Source organism: Hymenobacter sp., assembly GCF_036387835.1.
Lineage (GTDB): Bacteria > Bacteroidota > Bacteroidia > Cytophagales > Hymenobacteraceae > Hymenobacter.
Map to the genome: position 1 here is coordinate 14,871 of NZ_DASVSY010000045.1, position 21,614 is coordinate 36,484.

At 54.5% G+C, this 21,614-nt stretch carries 20 protein-coding genes and 1 pseudogene; 17 read left to right on the plus strand and 4 right to left on the minus strand.

All coding sequences use genetic code 11. The annotated features are described in order from the left end of the window. Positions 1-91 precede the first annotated feature (91 nt). The 3 genes from VF639_RS09300 (at position 92) to VF639_RS09310 (ending at position 4,097) form a co-directional block, all read left to right on the plus strand. Complete coding sequence (locus tag VF639_RS09300; RefSeq protein ID WP_331145621.1) at positions 92-1,822, plus strand: DUF1800 domain-containing protein; 1,731 nt, start codon at positions 92-94, stop codon at positions 1,820-1,822. A 98-nt stretch (positions 1,823-1,920) separates the two neighbouring features. After that, on the plus strand, positions 1,921-3,507 hold the full coding sequence (locus VF639_RS09305) for a DUF1501 domain-containing protein (RefSeq protein WP_331145622.1): 1,587 nt from the start codon (positions 1,921-1,923) through the stop codon (positions 3,505-3,507). A gap of 245 nt (positions 3,508-3,752) precedes the next feature. After that, a complete protein-coding gene (locus VF639_RS09310) occupies positions 3,753-4,097 on the plus strand; it encodes a hypothetical protein (protein WP_331145623.1) in 345 nt (114 codons plus the stop codon). Positions 4,098-4,420: 323 nt separating this feature from the next. Here the strand turns inward: VF639_RS09310 and VF639_RS09315 are convergent, their stop codons facing one another. Next, positions 4,421-5,083, minus strand: coding sequence for an SOS response-associated peptidase (locus VF639_RS09315; RefSeq protein WP_331145624.1), 663 nt, complete (start codon positions 5,081-5,083; stop codon positions 4,421-4,423). Between the two features lie 760 nt (positions 5,084-5,843). On the opposite strand from VF639_RS09315, the gene VF639_RS09320 reads away from it, so the two are divergent. Next, entirely contained in the window at positions 5,844-7,274 is a 1,431-nt protein-coding gene (locus VF639_RS09320; RefSeq protein WP_331145625.1) for an RtcB family protein, read from the plus strand. A gap of 26 nt (positions 7,275-7,300) precedes the next feature. Here the strand turns inward: VF639_RS09320 and VF639_RS09325 are convergent, their stop codons facing one another. Beyond that, positions 7,301-8,047, minus strand: a complete 747-nt coding sequence (locus VF639_RS09325) for a DUF72 domain-containing protein (protein ID WP_331145626.1) — start codon at positions 8,045-8,047, stop codon at positions 7,301-7,303. A 498-nt stretch (positions 8,048-8,545) separates the two neighbouring features. Here VF639_RS09325 and VF639_RS09330 point away from each other — a divergent pair, with 498 nt between their 5' ends. Continuing rightward, on the plus strand, positions 8,546-9,595 hold the full coding sequence (locus tag VF639_RS09330; protein WP_331145627.1) for an outer membrane beta-barrel protein: 1,050 nt from the start codon (positions 8,546-8,548) through the stop codon (positions 9,593-9,595). A 74-nt stretch (positions 9,596-9,669) separates the two neighbouring features. On the opposite strand, the gene VF639_RS09335 is transcribed toward VF639_RS09330, so the two are convergent. Both VF639_RS09335 and VF639_RS09340 read right to left on the minus strand, forming a co-directional pair. After that, the gene (locus VF639_RS09335) at positions 9,670-10,044 is read right to left on the minus strand and encodes a cupin domain-containing protein (protein ID WP_331145628.1); all 375 of its coding nucleotides are present in this window, start codon (positions 10,042-10,044) and stop codon (positions 9,670-9,672) included. 285 nt (positions 10,045-10,329) lie between these two features. After that, entirely contained in the window at positions 10,330-11,982 is a 1,653-nt protein-coding gene (locus tag VF639_RS09340; protein ID WP_331145629.1) for a hypothetical protein, read from the minus strand. 400 nt (positions 11,983-12,382) lie between these two features. Between VF639_RS09340 and VF639_RS09345 the strand changes: the two genes are divergently transcribed. The 12 genes and pseudogenes from VF639_RS09345 (at position 12,383) to VF639_RS09400 (ending at position 21,580) form a co-directional block, all read left to right on the plus strand. Continuing rightward, complete coding sequence (locus VF639_RS09345) at positions 12,383-13,375, plus strand: glycosyl hydrolase (protein WP_331145630.1); 993 nt, start codon at positions 12,383-12,385, stop codon at positions 13,373-13,375. Positions 13,376-13,915: 540 nt separating this feature from the next. Continuing rightward, positions 13,916-14,848 carry a subclass B3 metallo-beta-lactamase gene (gene bla, locus VF639_RS09350; RefSeq protein WP_331145631.1) on the plus strand — a complete coding sequence of 311 codons (933 nt, stop codon included), beginning with the start codon at positions 13,916-13,918 and terminating at the stop codon, positions 14,846-14,848. A gap of 83 nt (positions 14,849-14,931) precedes the next feature. Then, complete coding sequence (locus VF639_RS09355) at positions 14,932-15,507, plus strand: hypothetical protein (RefSeq protein ID WP_331145632.1); 576 nt, start codon at positions 14,932-14,934, stop codon at positions 15,505-15,507. A gap of 51 nt (positions 15,508-15,558) precedes the next feature. After that, on the plus strand, positions 15,559-16,014 hold the full coding sequence (locus VF639_RS09360; protein WP_331145633.1) for a hypothetical protein: 456 nt from the start codon (positions 15,559-15,561) through the stop codon (positions 16,012-16,014). Between the two features lie 202 nt (positions 16,015-16,216). Beyond that, positions 16,217-17,002, plus strand: coding sequence for an NADPH-dependent F420 reductase (locus VF639_RS09365; RefSeq protein WP_331145634.1), 786 nt, complete (start codon positions 16,217-16,219; stop codon positions 17,000-17,002). 545 nt (positions 17,003-17,547) lie between these two features. Continuing rightward, positions 17,548-17,739 carry a hypothetical protein gene (locus VF639_RS09370; protein ID WP_331145635.1) on the plus strand — a complete coding sequence of 64 codons (192 nt, stop codon included), beginning with the start codon at positions 17,548-17,550 and terminating at the stop codon, positions 17,737-17,739. 58 nt (positions 17,740-17,797) lie between these two features. Beyond that, entirely contained in the window at positions 17,798-18,730 is a 933-nt protein-coding gene (locus VF639_RS09375) for a DUF808 domain-containing protein (protein ID WP_331145636.1), read from the plus strand. Between the two features lie 96 nt (positions 18,731-18,826). Further along, positions 18,827-19,087 (plus strand): hypothetical protein, encoded by a 261-nt coding sequence (locus tag VF639_RS09380; protein ID WP_331145637.1) that lies wholly within the window; start codon positions 18,827-18,829, stop codon positions 19,085-19,087. Continuing rightward, positions 19,084-19,524, plus strand: a complete 441-nt coding sequence (locus VF639_RS09385; protein WP_331145638.1) for a type II toxin-antitoxin system VapC family toxin — start codon at positions 19,084-19,086, stop codon at positions 19,522-19,524. The genes VF639_RS09380 and VF639_RS09385 overlap by 4 nt, the downstream gene beginning before the upstream one ends. Positions 19,525-19,869: 345 nt before the next feature. Continuing rightward, a complete protein-coding gene (locus tag VF639_RS09390) occupies positions 19,870-20,097 on the plus strand; it encodes a hypothetical protein (protein ID WP_331145639.1) in 228 nt (75 codons plus the stop codon). Further along, positions 20,082-20,357: pseudogene (locus tag VF639_RS09395) on the plus strand (Txe/YoeB family addiction module toxin). Before VF639_RS09390 ends, VF639_RS09395 begins: the two are co-directional and overlap by 16 nt. Positions 20,358-20,437: 80 nt before the next feature. Beyond that, positions 20,438-21,580: a hypothetical protein gene (locus VF639_RS09400; protein ID WP_331145640.1), complete on the plus strand. Its 1,143-nt coding sequence runs from the start codon at positions 20,438-20,440 to the stop codon at positions 21,578-21,580. The last annotated feature ends 34 nt before the right edge of the window (positions 21,581-21,614 follow it).

Genomic DNA, 21,614 nt, shown 5'->3' on the forward strand with positions numbered 1-21,614 from the left:
GTCCTTAGAACACAGCTTGCTAATAGGAGCAGTAATACTTTACTTCCTGATCCTTTTGCGGTCCTTTCCTATTCTTCTCACCCAACTGCCTATGAACCGTAGAGCTTTCCTCAGCAAGCCTGCCGCCACCTTAACAGCTCCGGCAACAGCGGTATTGGCACGTCCGGCCATAGGCTCCGACGATCCGCCCACCGATGGAGAAACCATCAGCCGCTTTGCCAATACCCGGCTGCCCACCGAGCCGCGCTCTACGGCTGGCATTGGTCCTTACGCCGGCCCTTGGGGATATACGCAGGCAGCCCATCTGCTGCGCCGCTGCCTGTTCGGCCCCACTCGCACAGAGATTACTACGGCAGCAAGCCAAACCCTGACGCAAGTGCTGAACGGCCTGTTCACGGCGCCTCCCGCCCCCACGCCCCCGCTTACTGTGTCGGCCACCGATACGAGCGTGCCGCAGGGCCAGACCTGGATTACCCAGCCTTTCAACCAGACCTTTGAAGGCGCCCGGCGCTCGTCGTTGCGGGCGTGGTGGATGGGGCAGCTGCTAGGACAGAGTTCTTCTTTGGTGGAGAAAATGACGCTGTTCTGGCACAACCACTTTGTGATCGAGCTCGGCGACATCAACGATGCCCGCTACGGCTACCAGTACTGCACGCTGCTGCGGCAACACGCCCTCGGCAACATCAGGCAGCTCACCGAGGATATTACGGTGGCGCCGGCTATGCTGCGCTACCTCAACGGCAACCAAAGCACTGCCACGTCCCCCAACGAAAACTATGGCCGCGAGCTGCTGGAGCTGTTCACGGTAGGCAAAGGCCCGCTGATCGGGACCGGCAACTACACCAATTACACCGAGGCCGACGTGCAGGCCGCGGCCAAGGTGCTCAGCGGCTGGCGCGACAATGCAACCACTATTGCAGGTTACTACACCGCTACGCGCCACAATACCACCACCAAGCAATTCAGCGGTGCCTTCCAGAACGCCACCATCGCCAACCTCGGCGACCAGGAGTACAAGGCCCTCATTGCGTTGATTTTCGCGCAGCAGGAAACCGCCAAGTTCCTGTGCCGCAAGCTCTACCGCTGGTTTGTGTACTACGTCATCGATGCGACCACCGAGGCGCAGGTGATTCAGCCGCTGGCGCAGCAGCTTATTGCCAGCAATTACAACGTGGCGCCGGTGCTGCGGACCTTACTGTCGAGCGAGCATTTTTATGATGCCGTGAACATGGGCTGCTTGATTAAAAGCCCGCTTGACTTCACGGTGGGCACCTGCCGGCAGTTGCAGATGGTATTTCCACCCGCCAGCAACCTGGTAGCGCAATACGGCATGTGGGACTACCTCAACAGCGTCACGAACGTGCAGCAGCAGTACCTCGGCGACCCGCCCAACGTGGCCGGTTGGCCCGCTTACTGGCAAACGCCGCAGTACTACGAAATGTGGATCAACGCCGTGACGCTGCCGCGCCGCAATCAGCTCACCGACCTCTTTATCAGCACCAACGGCTACACCCGCAACGGCGCCAACATCAAGATCAACGTGCTTGACCTGGTGCTCTCGTTGCCGCCCGCTACCGCTGCCGACCCCAACCTGCTGATTGCGGAGCTGGCTCAACTGCTGCTGCCCATCACCCTGACGGCCAACCAGCTTACCTACCTCAACGACACCCTGCTGCCCGGCCTGCCCGACTTTGAGTGGACAGTGGAGTGGCAGCAGTACCTGGCCGCGCCCACCAACGTCACCCGCCGCGCCGCCGTCGAAACCAAGCTCCGGTCGTTGCTGCGCACCATGATGGGGCTGGCTGAATATCATTTGTCTTAATGGTTGGATGGTTGAATGGCTGCATGGTTAATCGTATCAACGACTTGCCACTATCCAAACAACAATTTAACAATCAACTATTTAACCATTAAATACGCATGAAACGCAGACATTTCCTCCAGACTACTGCCGCTGCTACCGTGTTGCCGACGCTGCTCGGCGGCTTGCCCATCGGGGCCTACGGATTTTCACCGGAGCTTTTCGACATAACGGGCGGCGCCACCCAAACCGACCGGGTGCTGGTACTGATTCAGCTAAACGGCGGCAACGACGGGCTGAACATGATTATCCCCACCGACCAGTATTCGGCCCTGATGAATGCCCGCGCCGACATTGCCATTCCGCAAAACCAGGTGCTGCCACTCAGCGCCACCACGGGCATACACCCGGCCATGGCGGGCGTGAGAAATCTGTTCGACGACGGCAAGATTGGGGTGGTGCAGGCCGTAGGCTACCCAAACGCCAACTACTCGCACTTCCGCGCCACCGACATCTGGACCTCGGCTTCTGATTCCAACGTGACCATCACCTCGGGGTGGGCCGGGCGCTACCTCAACGGCGAGTACGCCGACTACCCCACCGGCTATCCGAGCCCCGCCAACCCCGACCCATTGGCCATTAGCATCGGGTCGGTGGTGAGCAACTGCGTGCAGGGCCCGAGCGTGAACATGGGCATGGCCATTGCCAGCACTACGTCGTTCTATCAGCTGCTTTCGGGTGGGGTAGATGCGGCCCCGAATACCCCGGCGGGCCACGAGCTGACATTTATCCGGCAGGTAATATCGCAGACGCAGGTGTACACGACGGCCATTCAGGCGGCGGCCGCGCGGGCTACCAACCTCTCGCCTCTCTACCCGGCCACCGGCCAAAACTCGTTGTCGGACCAGCTTAAGATTGTGGCGCAATTAGTGGCCGGGGGCTTGCAAACCCGCATCTACGTCTGCAACCTCGGGGGCTTCGACACGCACTCCAACCAGGTACCTACCACGGGCAGCAATACCACCGGGACGCATGCCACGCTGCTCGGCAGAATTTCGCAGGCCCTGGAGGCTTTCCAGGACGACTTGCGGCGCCTGAACATCCAGCACCGGGTGGTAGGCATGACGTTTTCGGAGTTTGGCCGCCGCATCAAGGCCAATGCCTCGAAAGGCACCGACCACGGCGCGGCGGCTCCGCTCATTGTGTTCGGTACCAGCGTCAACCCCGTGTTGCACGGCACCAACCCCGTACTGCCCGCCACCGCCGGTGTAAACGACCAGGTGCCTATGCAGTTCGATTTCCGGGCCATCTACGCCAATATTTTGAAAGATTGGTTTAAAGTATCGCAAACCACAATAAACGAGTTGCTGCCGTCTACCAATAGTCCATTCCCCTACGTGCCCGTCATTCGGCCATCGGTGGTGAACGGGACGGCCTCGGCGGCCAACACCAACATAGCTAACTTCAGCGTGTACCCTAACCCCATCCGCGAGCGGGCCACGGTGGAATTTGCCAGCGAAGGCGGCCACGTGCAGGTACTGCTCTACGACGGGCTAGGCCGCGAAGTGGTTCGCCTCCTGGATCGGACTCTGCCCCGCGGTACGCAGAAGGTTTCGCTTGATGCCTCGCATCTGGCGGCCGGTTCTTATCACTGCCATGTGCAGGAAGGCCAGCGTATCAGCTCGCGGCTGGTGGTGGTGGAATAGCCAGCTCTACGAGTAGGCTTCATACCATAGAAATCCTGCGAATACAGTTCATTAGGCACGTTTTTGCCGCCGAAACAACTGTTGAACTTGCAGGTAATGAGCGTTGTCGAGTTTGATTTTTCTTTCTCTCCCCCGTCAAAAATCCTCGCATTGAGGCAGCCCGGAGCAAGCTTTTTGCGTACACGCCCTGCGGTGGCCTAGCCACCCGCAGCACTCACCTGTACAACCGCTACCACAACGCCACAATGGAAAACCAACTAGAAAAACAAATCGAAAAAATTGCCCCGGAAGATATTTCCCGCACGCTGGAAAGCGCTTATCATGTTATCTTCCAAGGCGACCATGACCGCATCGACGACCTACTGAAGCATGGTGGCACGCTGCTCCGCAAAGCCGCCCAACGCTTCACTACCACCCAACTGATCCTCGGTATTGCCGGTGTAGCCGCCGTGGCAGTGGCCGTAATAGCCCGCATCGAAAGCCAAACCCAAGACGGGGAAGCCGAAGTTGTTGATGCAGATGCAAGCAAGCCGGAAATCGAAAACAAGCCCAAGCCCAAGCCTAGCAAGGCGCAAACGCCAACGGTTTAAGTGGCTGTAGTTCTACACAAAAAAGCCCTGATTGGAAATATCCGATCAGGGCTTTTTTGTGTGAGCTTACGCACTGACCTCACACGGCCGAGTCGTTCAGACGGGGCCTCACCCCCTAGCCCCCTCTCCTAGAGGAGAGGGGGAACTAGTTGTAGTTGCCTTTCCGGATTCTAGTGCTAGAAAACTAGCCGCTAGTTCTCCCTCTCCACGGGAGAGGGGGCTAGGGGGTGAGGCCCCGTCTGAACGACCCAACTGCGTAACAGCAATTACTCAGCACTGTTAGGTGTAATACCATTGGCGCTTCTATCCGCATGCAGCAACGTTTAGGCGGCTTCCAGCACGCTAGCATCGTTGTGAGCGGGCGAGTTGACGCGCGTGGTAACAGTGTACTCGCGCATCAGCTCTGCCGGATACGGTTGCAACAGCGCCTGATGATCGGCTAGGCTTACGGCATCGTCGAGCCAGGCCAACTCGGCTTCGCGGCCTTGCAGCATTACGGGCATGCGGTTATGGATGGGCGCCATCAGCTCGTTGGGGTCGGTGGTGATGATGGTGAAGGTGGGGCGTATCTCGCCGGTGGCTTTGTCGAGCCATTCGTCCCATAGCCCGGCAAAGGCAAAAGGCTCTTCGTTGCGCAGCAGAATGCGGTGCGGTACCTTGCCCTGGGCCGTCACCTGCCACTCGTAGAAGCTGTCGGCGGGTACGAGGCAGCGGCGGCGCTGGAGCAGTTGCCGGAACGAGGGCTTCTCGGGCAGGGTTTCGGCGCGGGCGTTGATGGGTTTGGGCGCCGCTTTCAAGTCCTTCACCCAACCCGGAATCAGGCCCCATTGCAGCAGCTGAATCTGGCCGGGCTCGGTGTTGAGAATCACGGGCAGCCGCTGTGAGGGCGCGGCGTTGTAGTTAGGGTCGGCTTCGGCAGCGAAGGAAGCTTCAAAGCGCTTTTCAAGAACCGGTTTCGGGGCAACAGTGGTGTATCGGCCGCACATACGAGGGTTGGGAAAGAGTGAAACAGAGTATCAGCAAGGCGCTTATTGCTAACGCTGGAGGTGGAAGGAGGGTTCTTATGCACTGGCCTTATGTCGCCTCGGCTGGCCTCATTTCTCTCCCCGTTTCAAGGCAAATGCGTATAACCGAGCTGACTTACTATGCTGCCTTATGTCCGAAGCTCCTCGAAAACCGGAACTGCCTGCTTGGGTCTTCCTGCTCCTGCGCTTGGCGTCGGTGGCCTTGGTTGCGGCCGCCGCCTGGCTTGCGGTGAAGTGCACTTGATGCTTGCCGAGTCGGCAACGCAACAGAACAATGCAATGTAGAGACGCGAAACTTCGCGTCTTGGCGTTGCTGAGGTTGTTTCTGTTTTCATTTCTGTGGTCACATAGCGGCCGAAAGCTGGTAGTAAATCTATAGAATGACCCACGCCACGTAGCGGCGTCAGACCTACCAGCGTATTTGGCACTGCTATCCAGCCCTGAATTGCCTGTTTAATCTTCCAGAAGCCTGGAGTTGCCTGGCAACCTAATCATAGCTGGCGGAAGCCAGAAAACCTGCCCTAATCGTTCAGCGACGAGACGCCAAGTGTGGCGTCTCTACACTGTTTCCATCACTCAGGAGCAATGTGCTTCCGCCTGATACTTAGGTGCCGAACACTTCCTTGCTGGCGAGGAAGCAAAAGATAGTATCCGTAGCTCAGCTATAACCTAGAAGGCAGAATTAGCGCTACACCTAGCCTCACCCACTGCTCCTCTCCCCATGGCAACTTCCAAGCTGCGCGGCAACGACCTGCGCAAAATCGGCTACCCCGAAGGCCGGGCAATCAATCTGGCACTGGATATTCTGGAAGACAAGCAGCTGAAAAAGCTAGATAAGGGCAGTGCCCTCGCCACGCTGCAAAAAATCAAGGAAGATCCGTATGCCTACCTCCGCGACTCGCTGTGGCGGGAGCTAGCTAAGGAGTTTGTACCCGACCCGAGCCGCGACGTCAGCCTCAACCCCGAAATAAAAGATTACCGCCGCTACGGCGACGCCTACATCGAGGACGGCGCCCGCAAGCAGATGGACACCGCCATGAAATTGCCCGTAACGCTCGACGGCGCCCTCATGCCCGACGCGCACCAGGGCTATGGCCTGCCTATTGGCGGCGTGCTGGCCGTCGACAACGCCGTGATTCCCTACGGCGTAGGCATGGACATTGGCTGCCGCATGGCGCTGTCGGTGTTTGACTTGCCGGCGCGTTATCTGGAGCAGCGCACCCAAGAGCTGAAAAAGCTACTGCACAACCACACGCGCTTTGGGGCCAAGGAAGTGTTTAAGAACCCCGCCAACGACCCGGTGCTGGACCGACCCGAGTTCCGGGAAATTGCGGTGGTGAAGGGCAAGCGTGAGGCCGCCATCAACCAGCTCGGCTCCTCGGGGTCGGGCAACCACTTTGTGGAGTGGGGCATCGTCGACATCACCACCGAAGACAACGACCTGGACCTGCCGCTCGGGAAGTACCTGGGTTTGCTTTCGCACAGCGGCTCGCGGGGCCTGGGCGCGGCCATTGCGCAGCACTACACCAAAATAGCCATGAGCAAGTGCCCCCTGCCACCCGAAGCGCGCTACCTGGCCTGGCTCGACCTCAACAGTCAGGAAGGGCAGGAATACTGGCGGGCCATGAACTTGGCCGGCGACTACGCCTCGGCCTGCCACCACGACATTCACCGCCGCCTGAGTTTAGCCCTCGGCGAAAAGCCGGCGGCCCGGGTGGAAAACCACCACAACTTTGCCTGGAAAGAAACCCTGTCCGACGGTCGCGAAGCCATTGTGCATCGCAAAGGGGCTACGCCAGCGGGCCAAGGTGTGCTCGGCGTTATTCCCGGCTCCATGACTGCGCCCGGCTTCATTGTGCGCGGCCGGGGCGAGCGAGACTCCATTCAGTCGGCCTCGCACGGGGCCGGGCGCCGGATGTCAAGAACGGAAGCCAAGAAGAACATTTCGGAAGGTGACCTCCGCCGCCACCTCCGCGACCAGGGCATCGAGCTAATCGGGGGCGGCCTCGATGAAGCGCCCATGGCCTACAAAGACATTCACCAGGTAATGGCCCACCAGCGCGATTTGGTGGACGTGCTAGGCTCGTTCACCCCGCGCATCGTGCGCATGGACGCCGGCGGCAGGGGTAAAAGCAAGTATGGCGGCGAGTAACGCCCTGCAGGCATCCAACCAACATTTTATACCAAGCGTGACTGCGCGCCTAGCAACTCTTGCAACTGCCGCGCATTCAGCACGCCGGCCCCGCCGATACCGTTGTTGAAGTACACGTAGGCTTCCTGCACGCTTGGCTCGGCCTGTATGTCGTGGGCTATGCGGGCCAGGAATTCCTCGCTGTAAGCTGACTTGTACAGCTCAGGCACGCCATGAAAGCGGTAATAGAGTTGCGGCGTATTCACTACTACCTCGTCGGGCAAGGGCGCGGGGTAGCTCTGCCCAACGAAACTGATGCCGTGCCGCCCTAGCTCTCGCATAATTTCGCCCTCCCACCAGCTTGGGTGCCTAAATTCCAGCACGTTGAGAAAACCAGAGTCAAGATGCTCCAGGATGCGGCCAAGCAGTTCCTCGGTGTACGCCGCTTTAGGTGGCAACTGAAACAGGATGGGGCCTAGCTTCTCCCGCAAGCCCTCCCGCACCGTTCCGTAGAAATCAGCCAGCACGGGGCCAGCTTCCGCGTTGAACTTCTTGTAGTGCGTCACGATGCGCGGCGCTTTTACGGCAAACCGGAAATCGGCGGGGCTTTGGGTGTACCACGTTTCAAACACCTTCAACTCGGGCATGCGGTAGAAGGTCACGTTCACTTCCAGCGTATTGAAGTGGGTGCAGTAGTAGGCAAACCACTTGCGCGGCGGCAAACCCTCCGGGTACAGAATACCTTTCCAGTCGCGGTAGGAAAAACCGGAGCAACCAATGTAGATAGTGGGCATAGGAACAGCTAGGGTGTACTGCGTGTACTGCTCTTACGCAATTCCTCGCCGCCAGCTTCCATTATGTTTCCAAGCTAAGCGTCTCGCGCAGCGCCCAGCTGAAACTGGGGTTCAAGCAACTGCAAAATGCAGGCAGATTCGAACCTGTAGCTCGTCCATATAATTTCCTCTATTTTCGTGGCAGAAGTCTATTCAAAATTACCTGGCAGCAGTTAAGTACCCTTGCGTCTTATGCCTAAAAGCCTACCTCCTACCTTCTCTCTGTTTACTATTGCTGCAACAGTTCTACTATCAACCTCAACGAAAGCACAAACCCGTGCGCAAAGTCAGCCTGGCTATGTCGTGACTGCGCAAGGGGATACGCTGCGGGGAGTACTTGATGTACCACGCTTAGTTTCCGATCAAGGCTTACAATTCCGACCGGATAAGCAGGCTGCTGCAAAAACCCTGACTATAAAGGACCTGAAGGCCTTTGGTTTAGAGGATGGCCGCCGCTTCGTGAAACGCACTATCACAACTGGCCGCAACTCGCAAACTGGTGGCATCGATTCTGCCGTTGTTTTTGTGCAGCAGCAGATAGCAGGCACCGTGAACTTCTACCGGTACGAGCACAGCCCGCTCAACAACCGCACGCAAGCAGGATCTTCGGCTAATGAGCCAGTTCAATACTTTATCGACTCTGGGAGCCGCAGCCTTATCCGCCTATCCTCTCGCACCTATCAAAGCACCTTTTCGGTTCTATTTAAAGATTGCCAAACAGTGGTGGAAGAGGTGGCACGGACCGCATTTCGCGAAAAAAGCCTTGGCGACCTTGTTTTGCGCTACAACACTCAGTGCCCTAACTCTACGACCGTCGCTCATGACTATCGGGTAGCGGAGAAACCTAGCACCACTCACTTGCTGTTCAGTGGGCGCGGAAGCGTGCAGAGCGGGAATCTGTGGTATACCTCCTCCCCTGATTTAGCCCGCAAAGACTCCCGCATGCCTACTGGGGCGGCGTTCGGAGTGGAAGTACGGCTGGCCAACGATGGGCCTTGGTCGTTGAGCAGTGGCCTGCACTATGCTCAGTTGCACCGCGAAACCAATCGAACCCGGAATGGCTTTGCGGGTACTGTAAATGCCAATGAAAGCATTGTTGTTCCCGCTTCCGTGCAAGTTCAAAGCGTACAGGTGCCGCTGCTAGTTCGCTATACGCTGGGCCATAGTATGCTACGCCCCTATCTGGCTGCTGGTGTTTTATATGGCCAGTACCTCAACAACAAAACTATGCTGCCCTACTTGAAGATTACCAATGAGGGTGGCACCAACTCTTCTTATCGAACTGATGTAGTGGTAGAGCATACCAATAAACTCGATAATGCTCACTTCACTATAGCCAGTGTAGTACGCCTAGGGTTGCAGATAAAAACGTCTGCTCGATTTTCTCCGTTGCTTGAAATTCAGTACAGCGCAGGCCGGGATTCTGATTTGAACTCTGGTTTCTCAGGGACTGATTTAGGTGATTTGCATTACCAAACACTAGGTTTTACAGCCGGTTTAGAGTTCTGAAGTATCTGTTTTACTGCTCCTTTAGCTGGTTACCCTGGGGTAATTTCCTTCAGCCATGAAGCTGAGTTAACTCCTTACGGCCGTTTCAGACCGAGGCGTTCCACGGTTTCGCCCTCGAAGTCGAACTCGATAAGCACGGCGGGCTCCTCGCCTACTACCCACCCGTCGTGGCCGGGCGCAATGGCTACCACTTGCGGCGCTATGTACTCTTCCCGGGTCCCATCGGCGTATTCAATAGCCAGGCAGCCGGCCGCCAGAAACCCTACGTGAGCGTGCTGGCACAGTTCGGTACCAATCAGCGGCTTTAGGTTCTTCGACCACCGAAAGCCCACCGGATACACCACCCGCTTCACGCGTGAGTTGCCGGTGCGCACTACATCAACTTGCACGCCGCCTACTTCGCGGCGCGTGGCGTCCTTCAACGGACCTAGGAGATTGTCGATATTCATGGGAGGGCAGTAATGGTGGAAAGCGAACACAGCAAGACTATTCTTGAATATAGTGTATTCAAGGATAGTCTTGCTGTGTCGCTTGGTATCTTCCTAATCCTGCTGGTAGAGCCCGCCGTGGCAGCCGCGCTGTTTCTGACTGTAATTCCGGGCAGGATGGAAACCTAACGTGCAATTAGTCACAAATTCTAGCCACCATGTTGCTTGAAACGGCCGCCACAAAATCAGCCACCGTATAGAACTAGCCGGGACAGACCATGGTAACAGTCCAACAAAGTAGCTGCTTTATTCAACGAACAGCTTACGAACCACATTTCCGCAGCGCACCACATACAACCCACTTGGTAAGCCAGCCACATCAAGGTGCGCCCGGCTGCTGCCGCCAAGCAAAGGGAGCCTGCGCATCACTTGGCCTGTGGCACTCAGCAGTTCTAGCGTGCGGCTGTACATTACCGGTTCAATTGCCACGGTTGCCGCCTGCTGGGCTGGGTTAGGCGAAAGTTGTAGCAGAGTTTGCTTGAGCGTAGCTGGCGCCGTATTAGCCAGCACCATGGAAGCCAGCCGGGCCACAAAGCCCAGGTTATTAGTTGGAGCGGTAGTGTTGAGTAGGGTTATAGCATCAAAAGAGAGAGTTGGGCTACTGAAGGCGCCGGTTAAATAGGCATTGCCAGCGAGGTCCAGCGAAATGCCGTGCGCTATTTCGTTACCTGAGCCGCCTGCGCGCAGAGCCCATTGCCATTGGCCGCTCGGCATAAGTTTGGCAACGTATACATCCTGCGAGATGCCAATAAGTGTGGTGGTGCCGAAGCGAGGACGCCCAGAGAAAAAGCCGGTTACGTACGTACTCCCGTCGGCGCTAACCGCTAGACCCCGGCCAAAGGCACTGCCACTCCCACCCCCAGTAGTCAATCCCGATTGCGTAGCCCATTGCCACTGACCCGTTGCGGTCAGCTTGGCGACATACGCCGCTGTACTGCTCGTAGAGGGGGTGCCGAGCGTAATGGTCCCAAACCGCATCATGGCGCTTTGCAACTCTCCCCCGATATACAAGTTCCCATTGCCATCCGTTACAAGCTCGTTGGCGTAGTCGGAGCTACTACCGCCGGCAGCTATGGCCCATTGCCAACGGCCCGCAGCACTCAATTTTGCCACAAAAATGTCATTGCTGATAGCACCACTAGATCCCGCATTGGTGAGAGTAGAGTCACCAAGCGTGAGGGTGCTGCTATAGAAGATACCGGCTACGTACACGTTACCGGTAGCATCTAGCACTAGCTGATTGCCCCTGTTCACAACCGTAGGGTTGGTTTGCGTACTTATGGCAACCCATTGCCAAGCTCCATTTGCAGTTACTTTAGCTACATATAAACCAATACCTTGATTGTTGCGGCCGCTCAAAGAAGTCGAGCCAAACGCAGCAGAGATACTATGTAAAGCACCCGTGATGTAGGCGTTGCCGCCGCTATCCACAGTTATTCCATAGCTATTGTCTGTGTAGGGTCCACCCCCACTAACGGCCCACAACCACTGCCCCGCAGAAGTCAGCTTTGCTACAAAGACATCCTGTGCGCCAGCATTCCCTAACGTAATCGAGCCAAATGTGCTTGTTGAAAGCACCTCACCTGTTAGGTACACGTTGCCCGCGTTGTCTACGGCTATGTCGTTAGCTTCAGCCGAAGTGATTTTCAGCGCCCACTGCCATTGCCCGTCTGGGCGGAGTTTGGCCACGAAGGCGTCGTTGCCGTAGCTCCCGCCCATGAGCGTCGTGCTGCCAAAGACAACGGCTCCTAGAAATCGGCCGATAACATACACGTTGCCGACAGCGTCGGCTGCCGATTGACGGGCGGCAATGTTGCCCGACGTATAAGGCACTGTAGCACCAAAAGCATAGGCGTAATCGAACGTTGGCACCTGCGCTACCACAGTATGCCCCAGCAAAAGCAAGCCACTCAGTAGGCAGGCACAGAAATAGGAAGCACTAAAACGCCAAGAAGTACAGCATACCAGCATATAGAAAACGATAAAAGATGAGGCTACAAATTAACGCGACTTTCGCACAACTTGAATATATACTATATAGAAAGACTTTTCCTCACAATACTTTTGCCGTAAATGTGCTTATGGCCTTAACTATACATGCTTTTGTCACAGTTATCTAGGTGTGCTTTGTACCATAAGCACCATGTGAGGAATCAGGCAGGAAATACTTAATTGCAAAAATACACTCCTCTTCTTCCAACAATTATATTATAAATAAGCCTAAAAGGTTTTTGCAAGCCTGGCGCCCGTATATTCTTATATTTAGTATATCTTACGGTCGGTACTACCCCAAGAAAAAATGATACCGTTCCGTGTAAAGAGCCTGGTGCTCTTATTTCTCGTTTTTCCGCTGCTGCTTACCGCTCAAAACCGGCAGACATTGTCGAACCGCAAAGCCAGCAAGCAAGCCAAAGCCCTGTACTCCTACATCAATGACATGTACGGCAAGAAAATGCTGTCTGGGCAAATGTGGGCCAGTTGGGGCATCGATGAGTTGAAATACATCCAAGACAGTACGGGCAAGCAGCCGGCCCTGCGCGGCATGGATTTCATCGACCGCCGCCAAAACCAACAGGAAGTACAACGCGCCATCGACTGGTGGAAAACGGGCGGCATCCCGACCGTTATGTGGCACTGGGGCGCGCCAAGCGTGGGCCAAGGCTACGATAACAGCAAGAAGCCGGTGAGCATCGACAGCATTTTCATCGAAGGCACGCCGCAGTACAAAGCCTTCTGGGCCGAGTTGGAGGAGAAAGGCGACTTGCTCGAACAGCTCAAGAAAGCCAAGGTGCCCGTATTGTGGCGGCCCTTCCATGAGTTGAATGGTAACTGGTTTTGGTGGGGCAAGCAGGGGCCGGAGAACTTCAAACGGCTCTGGATTACCATGTACGACTACTACACCAAGAAACGGAAGCTCAACAACCTGATCTGGGTGCTGTGCTACACCGGCAAGCCCGATTCGGCCTGGTATCCCGGCGACCAATACGTAGACATTGCCGGCGCCGATACCTACAGCCGGACCAATGCCCCGCAGGAGCCCATGTTTCAGGCCATGAAGTCGATAGTCGGCGACCGGGTGCCCATCACCTACCACGAATGCGGCATCCCACCCGATCCGGATTCCTGCCTGAGCAAAGGCATCATGTGGTCGTGGTGGATGGAATGGCACACCAGTCACTTGCAGAAGCTCGACCCCAAGTACTTGCGCTACGTCTACCAGCACGACGCCGTCATCACGAAAGACGAAGTGCCAGATATTATGAAAGTGTATCGCCGGCGCAGGCGCCTGTAGTGGCTACCTAAGTCACTGACTATAAGCAGCAAGCAGCCCTTAACTGAACTCTGCGTTTCGGTTGAGGGCTGCTTGTTGTTTATGGTTCTTGTTCAGCCTAGCAAACCTTGTAGCACCCTGAACTGCAAGGGCAAGCAACTTCTGTTGTGCGACCCCACAACCAGCAACCAGGCCCCGGACATTGTTAGTCTGGATGCACCCGCCAACAGACCTCCAGGATCTGGAAACCTGACAGCTATCCCCGGCGACTACCACGGCAGCCTGCTTGTAATGTTGCACTACGCGGTTGTCCTGCAAGAATTACACGTGAAGCAGAGTGTCCAACTGGCGTAGATCTTGCAGCTGTTTAGGATCTTCTTCAAACACGCTTGAACGTCATGCTCACCATGACCTAAACACAGTTTCAATTGTCTTCTTGAAAACAGATAAACGAAAGACAAAATTTATTTGATTTCACTTGTTTACTTTGAAAAACAAAGTACTTTTGGACACGTAATAATGTAGAATGAATATCACTTAGGAATCCACAGGGCTGTTCCCATGAGTAGCATAGCAAGGACTAAAAACCGATGGAGCCGCAAGCGGCAGATTCTGGCCGGCGTTGCGGTTGTTCTGGCGGTGGGAGCCTTGCTGGTTGTGCCTAAGTGGAAGGCGGCCATCGACAGCGGCGGGCAGCTGCCCCGGCAACCGTTTCGCATTGCCGGCAACCTCTATTACGTGGGCGCCCGCGACGTCACATCCTTTCTGCTCACCAGCCCCGAGGGCCACGTGCTCATTGATGGTGGCTACCCCGGCACCGCCCCCATGATTCAGAAGAACATTGCTGCCCTCGGCTTCCGCATCACCGATGTGAAAATCCTGCTCAACTCGCACGCCCACTTCGACCATGCGGGTGGCTTGGCAGCTTTACAGCAAGCCTCCGGGGCGCAACTGTGGGTAAGTGAAGCCGATGCCGACATGATTTCCTCGGGCGGAATCAGCCACCGGAATATGGCGCCGGTTAACTGGTTTATCTACAGTGGCCTTATGCGCTACCCCGCGCCCCGCATCGACCACCAGTTCAAGGATGGCGCGCAAATTAGCTTGGGGCCGATCCACCTCACGGCGCACGTGACGGCCGGCCACACGCCGGGCTGCACCACCTGGGCATTTCCGGTCCGGGACGGCAACCGGGAGCTGCTGGCGGTCAGCGTAGGGAGTTTGTCGTTGCCGATGCCTACTTCCCTGTTTGATTGGACCTATGATGCGCCGTTGCGCCACGAGCTAACGCGCGGCTTCACCACGCTCCGCAACCTTCCGGCCGACATCTACCTTTCCTCCCACGCGCGGCCGTTCAGCCTAAAGCGCAAAGCCGAAGAACGAGCCACGGCCAAAGACCCCGTTAGTCCATTCCTTGACCGGAAAGGGTATCTAGTGGACATTACCAAGGCAGAAGCGGCATTTCGCAAGGCGCTTCAGGAGCAGGATCAGTAGCCCCCCACTCTTTCAGCAGCTCAATTCAACTACCCGTACCAAAAGCATTTTTCATTCATTCTTGAACCCCAAAAACAACTGTCATGACTCTTACCAAAAGCATTCTTCGCGTTGCGCTCGGCACCGGGCTCCTGCTACTCATCCCCTTGGCGGCTAAGCTGTTCGTTCCTGGCATGCTCTGGACCGTGGGCGACTTCGTGGCCGCGGGCATCCTGCTCTTCGGCGCGGGCCTCACGTTCGTTCTAATTGCCCGCATGGGCGACAACACCGCCTACAAACTGGCCGCAGGCGTGGCAGTGGCCGCCGGGCTCCTGCTCGTGTGGGCGAACCTGGCCGTCGGGCTCGTCGGCAGTGAAGACAACCCCGCCAACCTGCTATACGGTGGGGTGCTGGGCGTGGCCCTTATTGGGGCACTAGCTGCGCGTTTCCGGCCGTTGGGCATGTCCAACGCCATGTTTGCGGCGGCGCTTACCTACGTGGCAGTTACGGCAATTGCCCTGTTTGTCTGGCAACCTACCCGAGCCGCGGCCGAGCCTTCCGTGCACCTTGCGAATGTAGTAGGCGCAAATGCTGCTTTTGCCGCTATATGGGCGGTTTCGGGTTGGCTGTTCCGCCGCGCCAGCGCCACTGGCTCGAACCTGACGCAACGGCTGGCTTAAAGGCCGGAGCGCATCAACCTGTAGTATTCCTGACTCTTACCTGTTACCAATATGAGCGTATCGCACGTTGTAATAGCTGGTATGCTGCTGCTTGTCGTGGGGCTTCTGTATCTGTTGGCTGCCAGCAGAGCCCGCAGTGGCGCGTATAAAGTAGCCGCCGGCGTGGCAGTAGCAGCTTCCCTGCTGCTGGTGTGGGGCAATCTGGCGGTGGGGTTCATCGGCAACGAGGAAAACCCGGCCAACCTGCTGTTTGGTGGCGTGCTGGCTGTCGGCTTCATTGGGGCCGTTTTAGCGAAACTTCAGCCGCAGGGCATGGCGCGCGCCATGTTTGCCACGGCACTCACCCAATTTGTAGTTCCTTTCACTGCTATGTCCATCTGGCGGCCCGAGCTTAACCGCGGGGTGCTGATGGTAGTTGTGCTGAACACCATCTTCGCCGGGTTGTGGGTTGCGTCGGCGCTACTGTTTCGCCGCGCCAGTGCCACTGGCTATGGTGTAAGCCAGTAAACCAACGTAGGAGTGTAAATTTTTAGCTGAATATAGAATTAGAGCAGCAAAGAGAAATACCCTTAGGCTAGCATCTCCCAATGGAGAAATACGAGCCCGTTCAGTGTGCCGAGCCTCGACCGTCTCCTTTAGGAACAGCTATTTCTTGCGCAGCTTGCCTGCTGTAGATAGGCTACAGAGGCAAAACAATCTTGATAGGCGAGTGGTCTTAGGGAGTCGCTTTGCCAAACGGCGGCTCACCTACTACTCGCTCATCCTACTGCTTATGAACATTGGAATCATTGGGGCCGGCCACATCGGCAGCGCCCTGGCCGTGCGACTCACCAGCCTCGGCCACTCGGTCTATATCGCCAATTCCCGCGGCCCCGAAACGCTGACGGACCTAGCTAAAAAAACGGGTGCTACCCCCGTCACGGCCAAGGAAGCGGCCCGCCACGGCGAAATCATCGTGGTAACCATTCCACTGAAAAACATTCCCGACCTGCCCAAGGACTTGTTTGAGGGTGTACCCGCCGACGTGCCAATCATTGACACCAGCAACTACTACCCTTTGCTGCGCGACGGCCAACTACCCGAGCTGGAAAGCGGCGACCTGACTGAGAGCGAATGGGTGCAACAGCACCTGGGCCGGCCAGTGCTCAAGGTGTTCAACAACATCTTCGCCGCGAACCTCGAAAACTCAGGACAGCCCGCCGGCACGCCTGGCCGCATTGCGCTACCCGTAGCCGGCGACGATGCCGCTACCAAGCAGCAAGCAATGGCCCTCGTTGAGGAACTAGGCTTCGACGCCGTGGACGGCGGCAGCCTGCACGAGTCGTGGCGCCAGCAGCCGGGCTCGCCGCTGTACTGCACCGATTTACCGGCTGCCGAAGTGCAGCAGCATTTAGCTAGCCTCGGTACTGTGTTCACGCCCGAGCAGCACGCCCAATTCGCGGCCAACCAAGCCGCGTCAGAAAAACAACTGCAGGCGCAAGGCGTCAAGCTGTAAGGACCACCGCCTAAACCTATTTCAACTAACCACTAGCCGGTTGCCTCAAGCCCCACCGAACGAGCCCCTTAACAGTCGGAGTTCGTTTGGTGGGGCTTGTTCGCTAAGGAGGCGCTGCCAGGTGTCAGTGCCGTTTCCAGCGACGGCACTGACTCAACTCGTGGTTCCTTTCGTTGTGATGCTGATCTAGCAACTTGAGCTTAGTAGAGGTGTGGTATTGGTATTTGTGTTGAATACCCTCTTGCCAGGCTGTAGGTTGCAGCGGCATTGCTGTTGCGTCGCCGGCGGCGCCACCGAGTCCGGTTAGGGTCAGCAGTTGGCGTACTCATCATCCTGCCTGCATCAAGTTCTTAGGTCGCATACATTACTACAGACCGAGAGTCTGCTTTAAAGACCGGCCAGGGTACTTCTCGCAACCTGCATATCGAGCAAAACGCACGGCATTCAGCCGCGCCAAAGTTGATTCGTATTTAGCCGCCCGCGTGACCAAGTTCCTACGTCATTCTCTGCTTCAACCATAGCAGACGTTTACATTCGAAACGGTAGTGTCGCACCCGTCCAATCTAGATTTTCTGCGCGAGGCACGCATTGCCAGCTTTCGCACTTATCTCTATTTCGTAGCGACCGAAGACCCTGAAATCGACATAGGCTGCGTGCAGAAGAACGGCCACGATGTAGCCTGCGACAAAATCATTTCCCGCTACAGCCGCTCTCTTGATAACTTGCTGGCAAGCTGAGCGAAGCAAAAATGCGTAACCATCTGAAAACAAGAGTCAAGTAACAAACACATAGAATATGGCTTCAGGTTTTTTTGCGCTACTAGATGATATTTCCGCTTTGGTAAAGGCAAGCGCCGCTAGTTTAGATGACGTGCCTGCCCAGGTAGCCAAAACCGCTGGCAAAGTTTCAGGCATTGTCATCGACGATACGGCGGTTACGCCCAAGTATGTTGTGGGCCTCGACCCATCCCGTGAACTTTCTATTATTTACCGGATAGCGAAAAAATCACTCATCAATAAAATATTTATTTTGAGTCCGGCGGCCTTGCTGTTGGGATACTTCGCTCCTTGGGCCATTACGCCCATCTTGATGTTGGGCGGGGCTTATTTGTGCTTCGAAGGGTATGAAAAGGTGCACTCCATGCTCAGTAAGCACCACGACGTGCAGGCTGAAAGCGAGCAGTTAAAAGAGATTACGCCCGAGGAGTTGGAACAGGAACGGGTGGCGGGGGCCGTTCGTACGGATATCATCCTGTCGGCCGAAATCATGGCCATTGCCTATAGCCAGGTAACCGACCAGCCGATAGTAAACCAGATTGCCGTCATGCTAGCCGTGGCCATTTTTATTACCGTGGCAGTGTATGGCTTTGTGGGATTTATCGTGAAAGCCGACGATATAGGGGTACACCTGGCGCAGGACAAGTACCACCCCGCCACGCAAAAATTGGGGCGCGGTATCGTGAAATTTATGCCGCACTTCCTGCGTATCTTAAGTTATGTGGGTACGGCCGCTATGCTGTGGGTAGGGGCCGAAATCATAGCCCACGGCATTCCTTTTACTGCTCATTTATTGCACGATCTGGAACAGGCTTTAACTCAACTACCGGTTGTGGCCTGGCTTGCCAAGGCGCTGGCCTGTGCTATTGCCGGGCTACTAATTGGCTTTGTGGTTGAAAAAATAGTACTGCTGTTCAAGAAGGTATTCCGAAGCAAAAATGAGCCTAAATAATTCCCTAAGTTTTTACGGCTTCTAAGCCCTGCTTCTTTAGTGCGCGTAACAGCCAACCTGCGCCTAATCTTGCGTTTACGTGCTATCTTCAAGAATATGAAACTCGCCCTCGAACTGGAATTTCCCGACGACCAGGCCGCTCACATACTACGGCTGCTCCAAAGCGTGCCCGACGTCACGGCCCGCATCCTACCGCACCCGGCGTCGGCCCCAATCGTTGCATCCAAATCAGAAGCCGAATTAGAAGCCCTGTTTCAGCAACTGGCTGGCTCTTGGCAATCCGATGAAAACGGCGATGAATTAAACCGTCAGCTTCGCGAGGCCCGCCAAGATCAACCCCGCGACATTGAGTTATGAGCCAATTTCTGCTCGACACCAATATCTGTGTTTACTTAGCTAAGAACGAATTTGATTTGGTAGCTAAGCTGCGGCAAGTAGGGTATGCCAATTGCTTTCTTTCCGAAATTACCATTGCCGAAATGCTCTACGGCATTGCCAACAGTGTTCCAACCAAGCAAGTGGCCAACCGGCAGGCCGTGCAAAATTTGCAACAAGCCTTTGCTGCCCGCATACTTCCCATTAGCAACTGCCTTGAGATATATGCTCAGCAGAAAGCTCACCTCAAACGCATCGGCCGTCTGCAAGGCGAATTCGATATGCTAATCGGTAGCACTGCCTTAGCTCACGGCCTTATTCTCGTCACGCGCAATACCCGCCACTTCGCGGAGCTGCAGGGCATTCAGCTGGAGAATTGGATTGATGCACCGCCTACGTCTGCTCCAGCCACTACGTAAAGCATTGCGTGCTCCTTCACCCCGGCTCTCACTACAACTGCGGCTTGTGTGTATCTAGCGGTTGCCCACAGAACGAACTATCCGGCTACCGTAGCCCCAAGAAACGCAGCAGCTTGCAGGAACTTGGAGTATTGGGCTTCAAACAGCTTTTTCTCTTACTGCGCCGTTTGTAGTCACGCTGGTTCTGGTACAGCTTGCTGCTTCGCACTGCTAAAGGCACAACCTATACTGCCTGAAGGGCATGAGCTACACGCTCGCGCCAAGTAGGGTGTTAACAATGTTTCCGCCTAATACAAGCTCCTGCCAGTTTGGGAACCATCCGGGAATCAGCTAGTTTTAAATGCTATGAAATACACCCTCGAAATACCTGATCAGGAAGTTGAATTTGTCCTGGAGTTGTTGCGTCGTGTTTCGTCCGTCAAACTCACGCCCGTTACCGGCAGCCGCAAAAAGAAGACGCAGGATACCACCGAGTACCTGATGAGCACTCGCGCCAACCGGGAGCGGCTGCTGGCCGCGATGAACGAAATTGAGAGCGGTGAAACTACCCCTCGGGAATGGCCGCAGCCGTAACCCTTTCCTGGGCCACGTATGCCTGGGAAGACTATCTCTACTAGCAGGAAACCGACGAAACTATTCTGGCGAAAATCAACGAGTTGCTGAAGGAGTGTATGCGTACGCCGTTCACGGGGCGTGGCAAGCCAGAGCCGCTAAAGCAAGACCGAAAAGGATTCTGGTCACGTCGCATCACGCAAGAACATCGGCTGGTGTACAAAATAAGCGGCGATACGCTCTACATCGTTCAGTGCCGCTTCCATTACGACGATAAGTAGCTTTCACTACGCCTGCGCCGGTTGGGGCATTAATGTGCACTGTAAACACTCATTCTAACAGAATCATTAACCATTATCCTATGAAAGAATATAAACATCCTATATGCACAAATGTAATCGAAAGCAGATTTGGCTCCTTTGCAGTAATAAAACAAAGCATCGATTTACTTGAATGCAGTGAGCTTACTTCCGAAGTAAGGGGTGTATACTATCCATTATTAGCGGATACAAACAAGCCTCAAATCAATGATATAAATTTTCATTTGAATAGTTATTTTATATCAAGAACTATTTCACTCAATCCAATAGTCAATGAGGCAGAAGAAAGTATTTTTCACGAATATTTCAACAGAACACATAATATATCTTTCAACTATTTAAAAGATTTATCCAATCTTCAAATATTGAAAAACACTCAAGGAGAACCTCTATTGTATAAGAATAAATACAGGCAGTATGTAAAATATAAAATGTTAAATGTTAAATCAGAAATTGGTTCCTTAGAATATTTGTCGTTAGCTTCTAGATACGACTATGACCTTAGAGAATCTGATATAAACAATCAATATAAAGAGTTCATAAATTATGAAATTATTTCACTTGATGAACAAGATACCATTGAAAAATTATCTATAAAAGAATTATTATGTTACAGCTCGATTATATATATAACAGATGTTGAACAATTGAAAACAAGAAATAATAGTAAATATCACAATATAAAAGGGACTTATGCACGAGGAATTTTAAAAGACAATGAATTAATAATCAAGCATTTTGGCAAAGAAAAGTCAATAAATATATTTTACGACTATAATTTTAATTGCGTTGTATGGAATAAAATCCATGGACATAATGACTACTCACTAGATAATATAATTTCGACAAATATATCTATAGGGAAAGCGCTGAAAAACAACGTAATTAAATCTGGAAGTTTATTATCAGGAACTATTGTCAAAAAAAAGGTAGAGGGCTATAAGATAGGCGATTCCATTCATGCAATGTATACTACTCCTGTTTTATGGGACAGCATTTTTTATGATTATCAAGATAGAGATGAAAGGCTAAGTTTAATATTCTCGTTAGCAAATAGAAAAATCCTCCCTGATGCTGAAATCCAGTATGATAACTCAGATTCAGACTACGAACCATACACAAGAGATGATGCATTTGATGACGCATTTGGAGGAGAGGATGAAGCCTATTGGAATATTGACTGAATGACAATAAGGCATTTAATCAGCGGTTTAGACA

Coding starts and splice junctions, on each gene's coding strand:
- VF639_RS09300 (WP_331145621.1), top strand. CDS start 92: ATGAACCGTAGAGCTTTCCTCAGCAAGCCTGCCGCCACCTTAACAGCT.
- VF639_RS09305 (WP_331145622.1), top strand. CDS start 1,921: ATGAAACGCAGACATTTCCTCCAGACTACTGCCGCTGCTACCGTGTTG.
- VF639_RS09310 (WP_331145623.1), top strand. CDS start 3,753: ATGGAAAACCAACTAGAAAAACAAATCGAAAAAATTGCCCCGGAAGAT.
- VF639_RS09315 (WP_331145624.1), bottom strand. CDS start 5,083: ATGTGCGGCCGATACACCACTGTTGCCCCGAAACCGGTTCTTGAAAAG.
- VF639_RS09320 (WP_331145625.1), top strand. CDS start 5,844: ATGGCAACTTCCAAGCTGCGCGGCAACGACCTGCGCAAAATCGGCTAC.
- VF639_RS09325 (WP_331145626.1), bottom strand. CDS start 8,047: ATGCCCACTATCTACATTGGTTGCTCCGGTTTTTCCTACCGCGACTGG.
- VF639_RS09335 (WP_331145628.1), bottom strand. CDS start 10,044: ATGAATATCGACAATCTCCTAGGTCCGTTGAAGGACGCCACGCGCCGC.
- VF639_RS09345 (WP_331145630.1), top strand. CDS start 12,383: ATGATACCGTTCCGTGTAAAGAGCCTGGTGCTCTTATTTCTCGTTTTT.
- bla (WP_331145631.1), top strand. CDS start 13,916: ATGAGTAGCATAGCAAGGACTAAAAACCGATGGAGCCGCAAGCGGCAG.
- VF639_RS09355 (WP_331145632.1), top strand. CDS start 14,932: ATGACTCTTACCAAAAGCATTCTTCGCGTTGCGCTCGGCACCGGGCTC.
- VF639_RS09360 (WP_331145633.1), top strand. CDS start 15,559: ATGAGCGTATCGCACGTTGTAATAGCTGGTATGCTGCTGCTTGTCGTG.
- VF639_RS09375 (WP_331145636.1), top strand. CDS start 17,798: ATGGCTTCAGGTTTTTTTGCGCTACTAGATGATATTTCCGCTTTGGTA.
- VF639_RS09380 (WP_331145637.1), top strand. CDS start 18,827: ATGAAACTCGCCCTCGAACTGGAATTTCCCGACGACCAGGCCGCTCAC.
- VF639_RS09385 (WP_331145638.1), top strand. CDS start 19,084: ATGAGCCAATTTCTGCTCGACACCAATATCTGTGTTTACTTAGCTAAG.
- VF639_RS09390 (WP_331145639.1), top strand. CDS start 19,870: ATGAAATACACCCTCGAAATACCTGATCAGGAAGTTGAATTTGTCCTG.
- VF639_RS09400 (WP_331145640.1), top strand. CDS start 20,438: ATGAAAGAATATAAACATCCTATATGCACAAATGTAATCGAAAGCAGA.